The organism is Janthinobacterium sp. FT14W (assembly GCF_009208755.1).
GTDB lineage: Bacteria > Pseudomonadota > Gammaproteobacteria > Burkholderiales > Burkholderiaceae_D > Janthinobacterium > Janthinobacterium violaceinigrum.
This window is the reverse complement of sequence record NZ_WFLL01000021.1, coordinates 98,940-112,484: the sequence shown is the minus strand read 5'-3', so window position 1 is coordinate 112,484 and position 13,545 is coordinate 98,940. Positions and strand designations below refer to the sequence as shown.

11 protein-coding genes are annotated in these 13,545 nt (G+C 67.4%); 3 read left to right on the top strand and 8 right to left on the bottom strand.

The features are described 5' to 3' along the window. The 3 genes from GCN74_RS15750 to GCN74_RS15740 form a co-directional block, all read left to right on the top strand. On the top strand, positions 1–176 hold a 176-nt coding region (locus GCN74_RS15750; RefSeq protein WP_152257550.1), incomplete at its 5' end, for a transposase. Between the two features lie 246 nt (positions 177–422). Continuing rightward, positions 423–2,051, top strand: coding sequence for a methyl-accepting chemotaxis protein (locus GCN74_RS15745; RefSeq protein WP_152257549.1), 1,629 nt, complete (start codon positions 423–425; stop codon positions 2,049–2,051). A gap of 169 nt (positions 2,052–2,220) precedes the next feature. Then, positions 2,221–4,035, top strand: a complete 1,815-nt coding sequence (locus tag GCN74_RS15740; RefSeq protein ID WP_152257548.1) for a putative bifunctional diguanylate cyclase/phosphodiesterase — start codon at positions 2,221–2,223, stop codon at positions 4,033–4,035. Here the strand turns inward: GCN74_RS15740 and GCN74_RS15735 are convergent. The 8 genes from GCN74_RS15735 to GCN74_RS15700 form a co-directional block, all read right to left on the bottom strand. After that, positions 4,026–6,476: a TonB-dependent siderophore receptor gene (locus GCN74_RS15735; RefSeq protein WP_152257547.1), complete on the bottom strand. Its 2,451-nt coding sequence runs from the start codon at positions 6,474–6,476 to the stop codon at positions 4,026–4,028. The genes GCN74_RS15740 and GCN74_RS15735 overlap by 10 nt on opposite strands. A 78-nt stretch (positions 6,477–6,554) precedes the next feature. Further along, positions 6,555–7,496 carry a FecR domain-containing protein gene (locus GCN74_RS15730; protein ID WP_152257546.1) on the bottom strand — a complete coding sequence of 314 codons (942 nt, stop codon included), beginning with the start codon at positions 7,494–7,496 and terminating at the stop codon, positions 6,555–6,557. Further along, the gene (locus GCN74_RS15725) at positions 7,493–8,035 is read right to left on the bottom strand and encodes a sigma-70 family RNA polymerase sigma factor (RefSeq protein WP_226939068.1); all 543 of its coding nucleotides are present in this window, start codon (positions 8,033–8,035) and stop codon (positions 7,493–7,495) included. The genes GCN74_RS15730 and GCN74_RS15725 overlap by 4 nt, the downstream gene beginning before the upstream one ends. A gap of 100 nt (positions 8,036–8,135) precedes the next feature. After that, complete coding sequence (locus tag GCN74_RS15720; RefSeq protein ID WP_152257559.1) at positions 8,136–8,489, bottom strand: DUF3325 domain-containing protein; 354 nt, start codon at positions 8,487–8,489, stop codon at positions 8,136–8,138. Then, on the bottom strand, positions 8,489–10,111 hold the full coding sequence (locus GCN74_RS15715; RefSeq protein ID WP_152257544.1) for a PepSY-associated TM helix domain-containing protein: 1,623 nt from the start codon (positions 10,109–10,111) through the stop codon (positions 8,489–8,491). The genes GCN74_RS15720 and GCN74_RS15715 overlap by 1 nt, the downstream gene beginning before the upstream one ends. Further along, entirely contained in the window at positions 10,108–10,455 is a 348-nt protein-coding gene (locus tag GCN74_RS15710) for a DUF3649 domain-containing protein (protein ID WP_152257543.1), read from the bottom strand. The genes GCN74_RS15715 and GCN74_RS15710 overlap by 4 nt, the downstream gene beginning before the upstream one ends. Before the next feature lie 2 nt (positions 10,456–10,457). Next, positions 10,458–11,204, bottom strand: a complete 747-nt coding sequence (locus GCN74_RS15705) for a DUF4198 domain-containing protein (RefSeq protein ID WP_152257542.1) — start codon at positions 11,202–11,204, stop codon at positions 10,458–10,460. A gap of 76 nt (positions 11,205–11,280) precedes the next feature. Beyond that, positions 11,281–13,542 (bottom strand): TonB-dependent siderophore receptor, encoded by a 2,262-nt coding sequence (locus tag GCN74_RS15700; protein WP_226939067.1) that lies wholly within the window; start codon positions 13,540–13,542, stop codon positions 11,281–11,283. Positions 13,543–13,545: the final 3 nt, after the last annotated feature.

Sequence of the window (13,545 nt, the reverse complement as noted above, 5' to 3'; positions counted from 1 at the left end):
GTCGAGGTGGAGCGCCGCCGCGCTTTGACGCACAAGCTTACAAAGGCCGCAATGTCGTCGAGCGCGCAATCAACCGCCTGAAAGATTTCCGCGCCGTCGCAACTCGCTACGATAAACGCGGACACAATTATCTGGCAGTCGTGATTATCGCAACAATGATTCTATGGCTCCTCTGAAATCAGTCAGATAGACCCTAGCGCTGCGGCAAGATTGCCGGCCAGACCATGCTGCACGTGCAGCAATATGGCCAGACAGTTAAGCTTTTCATGTAATTTGTTGTTTCTATGCTGAAAGTGTTTCACTAGCGAAAGCGCCGCTTGGTTTTTCACGGGGCACGCTGCATGATTTCCCCATTTGGTGAGAATTGGATAGTTTTGGCACCCCCTTTGTTGCCATCCTGTTCTTGCTGCCGGGAGAAACACATGCAACTCGAGAATCTGAAAATCTCTGTCCGCCTGGGTCTGTTGGGCGCCTTCTTCTTTCTTGCGCTGCTGTTCGTCGGCGTGCGCGGCTGGAGCGCGCTCGACGCGGCCAGCGCGCGCAGCGCGGACGCCATGCAGCGTTCCGTGGCCCTGACGGAAGCGGTCGATGCGGCGCGCAGCGCGCAGGTGGAATTCAAGATCCAGGTACAGGAATGGAAAAACATCCTGCTGCGGGGCGGCGATGCGGCCGCCTTCCAGCGCTACCGCGAGGCGTTCGTTGCCAGCGGCGCGCAGACGCGCAAGGAATTGAAGAGCCTGGAAGCGATGATGGCCGCCTTGAAGCTCGATACGGCGCCCGTGGCGCAAGCCGTGCAGGCGCACGACGCGCTGGGCGTCAGCTACCTGGCGGCGCTGCAAAAGTATGACGGCGCGCGCGCCGACAGCGCGCAGGCCGTCGATGCGCTGGTCAAGGGCATGGACCGCGAACCGACGCGCCAGATCGACGCCATCGTCACGGCCATCGGCAAGCAGTCGCACAGCCTGATGGCGCAGATGAAGGCGCAGGATGACGCCGCGCACCGCAGCGCCAGCATCGCCATGCTGGCCACCGTGCTGGTGACCCTGGTCGTGGGGTCCGTCACCGTGTGGTGGCTGATCCGCAGCATCACGGTGCCGCTGGGCGCGGCCGTGGGCATCGCCCAGCAGGTGGCGGCCGGCGACTTGCGCGCCGTGGTGGCCGACGGCAGCCGCGATGAAATCGGCGACCTGCTGCGCGCCTTGAAAGCGATGAGCGGCAACCTGGCCGCCATCGTGGGACGGGTGCGCGCCGGCACGGACGCCATCGCCACGGCGTCCGGCGAAATCGCCAGCGGCAATATGGACCTGTCGTCGCGCACGGAGGAGCAGGCCAGCTCGCTGGAAGAAACGGCCGCCTCGATGATCGAGCTCACTTCCACCGTGCGGCAGAATAACGACAATGCGGACCAGGCACGCCGGCTGGCCGGCGGCGCGTCCGACGTGGCGCAGCGCGGCGGCGAGGCCGTGGCGCAGGTGGTGCAGACCATGAGCCATATCAATGCCTCGTCGAAGCGCATCGTCGACATCATCGCCGTCATCGACGGCATCGCCTTCCAGACGAATATCCTGGCCCTGAACGCGGCCGTGGAAGCGGCGCGCGCGGGCGAACAGGGACGCGGTTTCGCCGTGGTGGCGACGGAAGTGCGCAGCCTGGCGCAACGCTCGGCAGAGGCGGCGCGCGAGATCAAGCAGCTGATCGGCGAATCCGTGCGCACGGTGGAAGAGGGCAGCGTGCTGGCCGGCCAGGCGGGGCGCACGATGGACGACGTGGTGAGCAGTGTGCAGCGCGTCAACGCCATCATCGGCGAGATCGCCGTGGCCAGCGTGGAGCAGCGCGACGGCATCGAACAGATCAGCATTGCCATCAGCCAGATGGACGGCGTGACGCAGCAGAATGCGGCCCTGGTGGAGCAGGCCGCCGCTGCCGCGGACGCGCTGCAGCAGCAGGCGGCCAGCCTGGCCGACGCCGTCAGCATCTTCAAGCTGCATGGCACGCCCGGCGCGGCCGCGCCGGCGGGGGCCGCCCTGGCCCGGACGCTGTCGCTGGCGTAACGCAAGCCCTGTCCCGCGCCGCTTGATGCCAGTCAAGCGGCGCCCGATCAGGCAAAAAGTCCGGCGAAATTCTTATACTATTTCCTTTCCGCATGTATCTGCGCCCGGCCGCATGGCGCGCGTTGCAAAGGAAAACCATGTTCCTCACTTTCCGCCTGCCGGGTGACGCATGACGACGCTGTTGCTGGCACTGTGCCTGAGTCTGGCCGTGGTGCTGAGCGTGCTGCTGGCCTGCCAGTGGCAGGCGGCGCGCACGTGGCGCATGCGCCATGCGACCGGCGTGGTGCGGCAGGCGGCGCAGGCGCAGGTGGCGGCCGATGCGCTGGCGCTGCTGCACGCGCTGCCGGCGGCCGTCATCGGCACCGACCAGGAGGGCGTGGTGCGCTACCTGAATCCCCGCGCCAGCGCCATGGGCGGGCTGCCGGGCGGCGACGGACTGGGCCAGCCCGTGACGCAGCTGCTGCCGCTGTTCCACGACGGCACGCCCATCGATGCGGCGCGCCAGGTGCGCGATTGCGTGGCGCAGCAGGAAGTGCTGGAGGTGGCGCGCGGCGCCGTGCTGCTGCGCCACCTCGACGGCAAGCGCATCGACGTGCAGTACAGCTGCGCGCCGCTGGCACAGGGCGGCGCGGTACTGCTGCTGCACGATGTGTCGGCCCGCCGGCGCGCCGAGCAGCAGCTGGAATTCATCGCCCACCACGACGGCCTGACGGGCCTGCCCAACCGGCTGCATTTCCAGATCCGCTTCGAGCACGGCATCGCCTACGCGCGCCGCCACCAGGGCTTGCTGGCCGTGCTGTTCGTCGACATCGACCGCTTCAAGTCCATCAACGACAGCCTGGGGCACGACGTGGGCGACCAGGTGCTGACGGAGTTTGCGCGCCGGGTGCAGCAGTGCGTGCGCAAGGTCGATACGGTGGCGCGCCAGGGCGGCGATGAATTCATCATCCTGCTGACGGAACTGCGCACGGCGCACGATGCCGAGCGGGTGGCCGAAAAGATCGTCGCCGCCATCGCCGCGCCCTTCGTCATCGGCGAATACAGCCTGTCGGTGGCGGCCAGCGTGGGCGTGGCGCTGTACCCGGACGATGACGACGACGTCAATGCGCTGATCGAAAAGGCCGACCTGGCCATGTATGCGGCCAAGCGCCACGCGCCGGGCACCTGCCTGCGCTACGCCGCGCGCATGCAGGCGCAGTCGTATTCGCGCACCATCCTCGAGACGGCTCTGCGCCATGCGCTCGAACGCGATGAATTCGCGCTGTTCTACCAGCCGCGCATGGACCTGAGGACACGCAGGATCACGGGCGTGAAGGCGCTGCTGCGCTGGAAGCACGCGGAACTGGGCCTGATGATGCCGCTCGATTTCCTGCCGGTGCTGGAGGAAAGCGCCTTGATCCTGCCGGTGGGGGCCTGGGTGATGGCCACGGCGGTGGAGCAGGCGCGCAGCTGGATCGCGCAAGGGCAGATGCTGACGGTGTCCGTCAGCCTGTCGGCGCGCCAGTTCTACCAGCGCGATATCGCGCGCAATTTCGCCGCCGCGCTGGAGGCGGCTGGCGTGCCGGGACACTGCATCGAGCTGGAAATCGCTGCCGGCATCCTGATCGACCGCAACCAGAACTGCGAACTGATACTGCGCCAGTTCCGCCAGCTTGGGATGGCGATTGCCATCAGCGATTTCGGCACGGGCGACGCTTCGCTCAATTACCTGAAACGCTTTCCCACGGATGCCGTGAAGATCGAAAAGTGCTTCGTCGACGACGTGGGCAAGCCGGGCGGCGACGGCGCCATGGTGCGCGCCATCGTGGCGATGGCGCGCACGCTGGGACTGCGCACCATCGCCGGCGGCGTGGAAAGCGGCGAGCAGCTGGAGCTGCTGGCCGAGATGGGCTGCGACGAGGCGTTTGGCTATTTCCTGGGCCGCGCCATGGGGCCCGAAGGCGTCGAGGCGCTGCTCAAAAGCAGTGAAGCCATTCAGAACTGATAGCGCAGCGACAGCATGGCGTTGCGCGGATCGCCGTAGTAGCCGCCCATGCCCGTCGAGTAGTACTTCTTGTCGAAGACATTATTCACGTTCAGGGTCGCCACCAGCTGCGGCGTGACTTGGTACTGCGCCATCAGTCCCGCCACCGCATACGCCTTCTGCGTGAAGCGTTCGCCGTTCGGCCCGCGGTCATCCATGTAGATATCGCTCTGCCAGTTCACGCCGCCGCCCAGCACCAGGCCAGGCACGCCCTGCGCCAGGCGCCACGTGGTCCACAGCTTGGCCATGTTCTGCGGCTGGTTGGTCTGGATGCGCTCGCCGGCGGCGTTGCGGATGCGGCTATACGCATAGCTGGCCGTCAGCTGCCAGTCGGGGCGCAGCTGGCCCGATACCTCCGCCTCGAAGCCGCGCGTGGTGGCGCCCTTCACCGTGTGATAGGCGTAGGAGCCGCCGCCCGTGCCGATGATCCAGATGTTGCCCGGATCGGCTTCGGCCAGGTTTTCCTGCTTCAGCTGGAACAGGGCCGCGCTGGTGGCGAGCTTGCCGCCGAAGAATTCGCCCTTGGCGCCCACTTCGTAGTTCTTGCCTTCCAGCGGGGCCAGGAAGCGGCTGCTGACGTCGCGCTGGCTTTGCGGCGTGAAGATGCTGGTGTAGCTGGCGTAGGCCGACCAGTGCTGGCCCAGGTCGTAGACCACGCCCGCATACGGCGTGATCTTGCCGTTTTCGCGCATGGCGTCGTACAGGTCCGTGCCGTTGAAATAATCGCTGCGGATGTCGCGCTTCCAGTACGACAGGCGCGCTCCGACAATCACCGACAGCGCGTCCGTCGGGCGCAGGCGCAGGGTCGAATACACGCCGCTTTCCCGTTCCTTGTCGTACGCGGAGCCCAGGCGCGTGCCGCTGTAGTCGGGCACCGGCATGGCGCCATGCCAGGCGTGGATGTCCGGCACCGTGTAGTCGTAGCCGTCGAGGCGCCAGTTCGGGTAGATGGGGCCATTCGTCTTCAGTTCCGAGGCGCTCACGCCCAGCACCAGTTCATGCTTGCGGCCGAAGGCCTGGAACGGGCCGCTCACGTACGCGTCGAGCGAGGTCTGTTGCGGCTTGCTGTGCCAGTTGGCCAGCCACAGCTTCATGCCTCCGCCCGTCACGCGGTCCGGGTAGCCGTTGCCGGAAAAACCCTGCAGGGCGTCGTACTGGTTGCTGCTGCGGCTGACGGCCACCTTGGCGATCCAGTCGTTGTCGAAATAGTGGTCGAGCGTGGCGAACAGCATGTTCTGTTCGCGGTCATACGTGCTCCATGCGGCCGTGCCGTTCATCGAACGGGGAAAGCGGGTCTGCGCGCCGTCGGCGTAGAACACGGGGAATTCACGCCCCGCGCCCTTGAGCTTTTCCTCCTGGTAGCTGATGCCGGCGCTGAGCACCGTCGACGGCGACAGGTCCGCTTCGACGATGGCGTACAGCACGTCCTTTTTCTGCTGGTAGCGGTCGATGAACGAGCGCTGGTCTTCATGCGCGGCGACGAGGCGCGCGCGCACCTTGCCGTCCGCCGTCAGGGGCGTCGAAACGTCGCCTTCGATGCGGTAGCGGTCCCACGATCCCAGCTGCGCGCCGGCCGTGGCGGCAAACGCGCGGCCCGGGCGCTTGCGCACCAGGTTGACGGCCGCCGACGGGCTGCCTGTGCCGCTGATCAGGCCCGTGGCGCCGCGGATGATCTCGACCCTGTCGTAGATGGCCATGTCGTAGGTGCGCGCTTCCAGGTTCTTGCTGGTCGGGATGCCGTCGAACATGTACGAGGTCACTTCGAAGCCGCGTGAAAACACCTGGTCGTATTCGCGCGTGCTCGAGGAATGGTCGACCGTGATGCCGGGCGATTGCACCAGCACGTCCTGCAGGGTTTTCAAGCCCTGGTCTTCGATTTGCTGGCGCGTGATGACGCTGACGGCTTGCGGCGTTTCGCGCAGCGACAGGTTCAGGCGCGTGGCGCTGGTCAGGCCCGCGTAGCTGCGCTTGCCTTCCGTGGTGCCGTCGCGCAGGGCGCTGGAACTGACGGCGACTTCTCCCAGTGTGGCGGCGATGGGCGCACCGGTGGACGCGGTGCCCGCCTTGTGCAGCACGTAGCTGCGTTCCCCGCTGGGCAGGGCTTCCAGGCCCGTGCCGGCCAGCAGGCGGGCCAGCGCCTGCGGCACCGTGTAGCTGCCGCTCAGGCCCGGCGTGCGCATGCCTTGCAGCAGTTCGGCCGCCGCGCCCACGCTCACTTTCGCCTCGACGGCAAAGCTGGCGATGGCGGCGGACAGCTCGCCGGCCGGAACGTTGAAGGCCGTTTGCGCGGCGGCCGGCGCGGCAGGCATGTCTGCCGCCATGGCGGGCGCCTGCGCCAGCGCCAGCAGGAACACGGCGCTGCCGACGGCGCGCGCGAGGGGAGTCAGACGAGGAGGATGCATGGTCTTGCCTTTCCGGTGAGTGTCGTTGCAATACCCACAGGACAGGCCAGGGTGAAAAAAGGGGCCAATTTTTGTAAACTATTTTTGGCGGGCCGCGATGGTGACCCAGTACGGGGTGCGGTACAGCACGTCCACGGGCAGCATGTGCACCAGGCTTTTCAGCACGGCGTCGGTGTCGTCGAGCTGGAAGGCGCCCGACAGGCGCAGGCCCGCCGCCGCCGGCTCCACGCGCAGCAGGCCGGGGCGGTAGCGCGACAATTCGGCAGCGAAGGCGTCGAGGCGCATGTCCTGCACCGCCAGCATGCCGCGCGCCCACGCATCGGCATGCAGCGGCGCCGGCGTGGGCAGGTTGGCGTGCTTGGCGTCGAAGCGGCTGTGCTGGCCCGCTGCCAGCAGGTGCACGGTGGCCGAGGGCGCGCGCGGGGCGATTTGCACCGCATGTTCGAGCACTGTCACGCGGCTGCTGTCGTCATCGACGCGCACGATGAAGCGCGTGCCCAGCGCGCGGATGCGGCCATGGCAGGTGGCGACGATGAGGGGGCGGCTGCCCGCGTGGTCCGGGCGCGTCTGCACCAGCAGTTCGCCGCGGCGCAGGGTCAGCAGGCGCTCGGCGGCGCCATACGCCACGTCGACGGCGCTGTCCGTATTGAGCACCAGCGTGCTGCCATCGGGCAGGGAGACGTCGCGCCGTTCGCCCACGCCGCTGCGGTAATCGGCCAGCATCTCGTGGCGCGCCAGCAGCCAGGCGGCGGGCGCCGCCATCAGCGCCAGCAGCACCTGCATGGCCACGCGGCGCTGCGGCCGGCGCAGCACGGGCACGGCCAGGTCCGGCGGCAGCAGGCTGGCCGTCTGGCCCACCTGCCGCACCTTGTTCCAGGCGCGCGCATGTTCGGGGTCGCGCGCGCGCCATTGGGCGCTGGCGGCCAGGTCGTCCGGCGTGGCCTGGCCCGACTGCTCCAGCAGATACCATTCGACGGCCTGGCGCGCCACCTTGCGCGACAGGGGCATGGCCCCGCTCATGCAGTCCGGTCCGGCGCCTGCAGCACGCACTCGGTCAGCGCCTCGGCCATGTAGCGCTTCACGGAGCGCTCGCCCATGCCCAGCAGCGCGGCGATTTCCGCATACGCATAGCCTTCGATCTGCGCCATGATGAAGACGGCGCGCACCTTCGGCTTCAGGCCGTCGAGTATGGCATCGACCGCTTGCAGCGCCTGCAGGATTTCCGCGCGCTGCTCGGCCGACGGCACATGGTGTTCGGGCAGGGCTGCCAGCGCGTCCAGCCACGCGCGTTCCAGCGACTGGCGGCGCAAGTGGTTGAGCAGCAGATGTTTGGCGACCGTCGCCAGGTAGGCTTTCGGCGCGCGCAGGGCCGGCGTTTGCGGCTGCATCGGTGCGCCGGCCAGCAGGCGGGCGAAGGTATCCTGCATCAGGTCGGCGGCCTCGGCAGCATTGCCCAGGCGCCGCTGCAGCCAGTGTGCCAGCCAGCCGTGGTGTGCGCTGTAGTAGCTTTCCAGCTGCGTGGGCAGCAGGGGGGAGGGCGCGAACGGACTGCCAAGCATGGTAGAGAAGGCCTTAATGCAAATAAGAATTATTCTCATTTTAGCGCGGTAGCGCGGGCGATGCAATTCGCTGTTGCTATGCCGCCACGCGCTTGCAGCGTTACAGCACTGCCAGCGCGATGGCGGCCAGCACGGCCGCGCCGCCGACGAGGCGCGCCAGGCGCATGGCCTGGTGCGGCGCATAGGGCAGCAGCCAGATCAGCAGCAAGCCGCAGCCCGTCAGGCTGCCGGTCCAGTAGACGAGGCCATAGCCGCCGCCCGCGATGTGCATGGCCCAGGCCAGGCCGGCCGCCAGCGCCAGCGACCCCGTCCACTGCAAGCGGCGGCGCAGGGGCGCGGGCGGTTCGGCGCCGCGTCCGTGCAGGTCGGCGTAGTGGCGGTCCATGGCCAGGCACAGCGCCGACAGGCCCGCATAGCACAGGGCAAAGACGAGGAAGTTCGACAGCAGCTCCATCACGCGGCCTCCATCGTCGTTGCCGGTTTGGCGGCAGGCGCCGGCTTGGGCGCCTTCACGGGCAGCGGCTTCAATTTGAACGCCGCATACGCAAGGCCCAGGCCCAGCACCAGCACCACCAGGTCGAAGGCGGCCACCGCCACGGGGCCGCGGCCCAGGAACAGGGTCACCCCGAGGTGCGATCCCGTGGTGAAGACGTTCAGCACGGGCAGGGATGCCAGCATGAACGCGCCCACGCCCAGCTGCATGCGCCACATGGCGCGCGACGGGCGCAGCTGGGCGATGATGGCGGCCAGGGCCCAGGCGCCGAAGAAGCAGGCGATTTCCTCTTTCGGCCGGTCTTCCATCGTCACCGACAGCAGGCGGTTGGCCCAGAAATACGCGCCGAAGGCGATCGGGATGCCGGCGATGGCGCCGATGTTGAGCGCTTCGACCAGGCGCAGGCCGAAGCTGGGGCGCTTGCCGGCGGCCAGCGCCTTGGCCTGCTTCTGGCGCGTCTTGACGGCCCACAGCAAGGCGCCCGTGGCCACCATGGCGCAGCCGGCCAGGCCGGACAGGAAGAACAGCGCGCGCAGCAGCGGGCCGCCGAAACGGGCGATGTGCAAGCCATACATCACGCCATGCGTGGCGGCCGCGCCGGGCAGCGCGTCGCCGTCCGATGACAGCAGCTTGCCCGTGACGCCATCGAATTCCATCGACGGCTGCTTCGACGAGATGTCGCGTCCGGCCGCGCGCGACAGGGTCACGGTGGCGTTGGCGTCGCCCGGATGATTCACGGAGATGCGTTCGACCTTGCCGCCCCACTGCTGCTCCGCCTGGCGCACGAGCGGCGCCAGCGGCGCCAGGGGCGCGGCCACGCCGGCCGCCTTGCGCTCGTCCGAGCGGCCCGGGAAGGCTTCGGCAAAGAAGGCATCCTGGTCGCCCTTGTAGGCGGCCGTGGCGCCGGACGGCATGTACAGGAACATCAGCGTGACGAGGCCCGTGTAGGTGATCATCATATGGTAGGGCAGGGCCAGCACGGCCGTCACGTTGTGCGCGTCCAGCCACGAGCGCTGGCCCTTCTTCGGCCGGAAGGTAAACAGGTCCTTGAAGATGCGCTTGTGCGTGACGATGCCGCTGATGATGGAGACGAACATGAACATGGCGCAGAAGCCCACGATCCAGCGGCCCCAGATGGCGGACATGTAGTGCAGGTCGAAATGCAGGCGGTAGAGGAATTCGCCGCCCCGCGTGTCGCGCGGCTTGGACAGCACCTCGCCCGTGGCCGGGTCGGCCGCTTCGCTATGGAAGTTGCCGCGCCGTCCGCGCTTCTTTTCACCCGGTTGCGACGGCTTGCTCCAGCCCAGCTGCAGCGAGGGATTGCGCTCGCCGGGCAGGCTGATGAACCAGCGCGTGGCGCCCGTGGCCCGCTCCTGCATCGCCTGCTGCGCGACCGTGGCCGCGTCTGGCGTCGTCACCTGGCTGGCGGCGGCGCCATGCAGTTCGGGCTGCATCCACAAGGTGATTTCGTTGCGGTAGTAGCTGGCCGTGCCGGCGCAAAACACCAGCAGCAAGATCCAGCAGACGAGCAGCCCGGACCAGGTGTGCAGCCATGCCATCGACTGGCGGAAACCTTCTTTCATGCGAGACTCCAGGATAGTGCGTCCATCCATTGCAGGATGGCGGCGATGACGGCGGCGGGGATCAACAGGCCCAGCCAGGCGCGCAGGGCGCTGCGCGTGGCAAAGACCCACATCACCACGCAGGTGTAGATGGCAAACGACAGCAGGGTGGCCGTCATGACGGCTTCGGAGCGGGCCATGGGCAGGCTCACCGACAGCAGCATGGTGACCAGCGCGGCCAGCACGTAGCCGCCGACGATGGCGGCCACGCTGCGCGAGGCCACGCCGAGCCGGTACACGGCATCGGCGGACAGGCGCAGGCGCGGCGCTTTTTCAGCGGGATCAGAATGGGCAGGCGCTTGCATGGTCAGTCGTGGTCCTTGCTTGGCGGCAGGGCCGGGCCGGCCGGCAGCGGCGCCACGCCCTGCGGCTGCACCAGGCTCAGGGTGGTGACATACATGGCCTTGTTATAGTGTTCGGCGCCGCGCTGGCCGGCCGTCTTGTCCGTGTGCTGCACCTCCAGCACATACGTGCCCTGCCACGGCAGCGGGAAGCTGACCAGGCCTTGCGCATCGCTCCACGCTTCCTTGCCCCAGCCCGACTGCACCACCGCGTTGACCTTGGCTTCGGCCAGCGGCTTGCCTTTGTAGCTGACCTGGAACTGGCCCGGTTTGCCCGTCGGCACCAGGTCCAGTGCCAGCGCGGGCGCTTGCGCCTTGGCGTCGGCCACCAGGCGCGCGGCGGGTACCCACACGGTGCGCGTGGCCTTGCCATCCTTTTTCTCTTCCCACGACGGATAGGCGTTTTCCTCGACGATGATGCTTTCGCCGGCCCCCACCTTGCCGTTCAGCACGAAGGCGCCGGCCGTCTTGTTCGCCTGCAGCGGCTTGCTGCCGGACGGCGCAATCCACGTCGCGCTCTGAATGCGGAACTTGTCCAGCAGGCCGGGCGACGCCTCGCGCAGGTTGTCGCCGAATTCGCCGAAGTACACGTGGGCCGCCTGGCCCTTCTGTTCGAGCCAGATCTGGTGCGCGCCGGCGTTGCCGCAGACGGTGGCCGCGCCCAGCAGGGCGGCGGCGAGGGCGCCGGGGCGCGCGATGGAAGTGAGGTGCATGGTGTATCCCTTGTATGTTTTTATGCCAAACAGTCAAAACGGCCGCGTTCCAGAAGAAGGCGGCCGGCACGGTGCATCAGTACTGGTAACGCAGGTTCAGCGCCACGCTGCGCGGTTCGCCGTAATAGCCGCCGTTATAGAAACCCACGCGGCGGAAATACGTCTTGTCGAACAGGTTGTTGACATTCAGGCTGGCCGACAGTTTCGGGCTGATCTGGTAGCGCGCCATCAGGTTGGCCAGCGCGTAGCTGCCCTGGCTGACCCGCGTCTTCGTCTTGTTCGGCAGGGTGGCCGTCGTGTAGATCTCGTTCTGCCAGTTCAAGCCGCCGCCGATGGTGAGGTCTTGCCACTGGCCGGGCAGGCGGTAGGTGGTCGAGACGCGCAGCATGTTGCTCGGCTGGATGGTGTTGGTCAGCACGCCCTTGCCCGTCTTCGAGGTGCTGTGGGTAAAGCCGGCGAACAGTTGCCAGCCCGCCAGCGGGCTGCCCGACACTTCCGCTTCGTAGCCGCGGCTTTTCGTGCCCTTGCCCGTCGAGACATACGGACGGCTGCCGTCGGGCAGCAAGAAGGTCAGCGGCACGGAGCTGTCTTCCTCGCCCAGGTTGTCCTGCCTGGCTTCATACGCGGCGAACGAGGCGTTGACGGCGCCGTCGAAGAATTCGCTCTTCACGCCCGCTTCCACGTTGCTGCCCGTGATCGGGTCGAGGAAGGCATTGTTCTTGTCCTTCAGGTTCTGCGGCTTGAACAGGTCCGCGTAGCTGGCGTACAGCGAGGTGCTCTTGCTCACGTCCAGCACCACGCCCGCATACGGCGTGACCACATCGTCCGTCTTGTAGGCGGAACTGCGCTTGGCAAAGCGGCCCTGCGTGTCGTAGCGGTCGCTATACGTTTCCCACTTCGAGATGCGCGCGCCGGCCAGCACCTTCAGATTGTCCATGACGTTGATGCGCGTGGCGATGAAGGCGCCTGACTGCTTGGTGGTGGCGACGTCGTGCGCGCCCGTGCGCAGCATGGCCGGCTCGGGCACGTCGCCCGTCCAGTGGCGGAAGTCGGGAATCGTGGTGGCGAAGGGCAGCGGGTCCTCGAACTGCGTTTCATTCGTCGTGCCCGTGCGCTTCCAGCCGTTGGCGCCCAGCACCAGGTCGTGCCGGCGGCCGAACAGGGGGAAGGTGCCGTTGGCCGACAGGTCGAAGTTGTCCTGCTTTTCATCGTAGGGGAAGGCGCTGCTCCACACGCCCAGGCCGGAGCCGTCGCGGTTCGGGTAGCCGCTGCCGCCGTAGAACAGCTTGCCGTTCGAGGAGCTGTCCAGGCGGCCATACGCGGCCTTGACCTTCCAGTCGTTGGCGAAGCGGTGCTCGAGGTAGATGTATTTGTTTTCGAACGCGCGCTCCCAGCTGCTCCACTTGGCCGCCATGTTGAACGAGCGCGGCATGTTCGCTGGCGTGCCGTCCGAGAAGAACAGGGGCGTGGTGCCCCAGCTCGTGCCTTTCGGCGTGTTTTTCTGGTAATCGATGCCGGCCGTCAGCAAGGTGTCCGGCGTCAGGTCCGCCTCGACGATGACGGCGCCCACCAGCTTGCGCTCCTGGTACAGGTCGAGGTGGGAATGGCGGTTCTGGCCCGCCACCACGACGCGCCCGCGGATGCTGCCATCGGCATTGAGCGGCGCGCCGATGTCGCCTTCGAGCCGGACCTTGCTCCAGGAACCGACGGTCAGGCCGGCCGAGGCGGCGAATTCCTTGCCCGGACGCTTGTGCAGCATGTTGATGGTGGCCGACGGGTCGCCATTGCCGCTGACCAGGCCCGTGGCGCCGCGCACGATTTCGATGCGGTCATAGATGGCCGTGTCGAACAGCGCATTGCTGCCCGAATTGACGGCCACGCCGTCGATCTGGTAATTGCCGATGGAAAAGCCGCGCGCGGAAAAGTTCGTGCGTTCGCTATCGTTTTCCTGCACCGTCACGCCCGTCGACTGTACCAGCACCTCGGCCAGGCTGTTCAAGCCCATGTCGTCCATGCGCTGGCGCGTCACCACGGAGATCGATTGCGGCGTTTCGCGGATGGACAGGCCCATGCGCGTGGCCGTGGCCATTTCCCTGGTCGTGTAGGAACCCGTGTTTTCCGTCGATGCCTTGTCTTGCTGGCCCAGCACCTTGATCTCGCTCAAGGTGGCGACCTCGGGATTGGCCGGCGCGTCGGCGGCCAGGGCCGCGCCTGCGCCCAGCGCTGCCGCCAGCAGGGCCGACCGGACGGCGGCGGCCAGCGGCCGCACGCGACATGCGGGGAGGGCGGGGGACATCGCGGCGGCAACGGTGCCGGCCAGCGAACGTGTTCGTGCCATGAA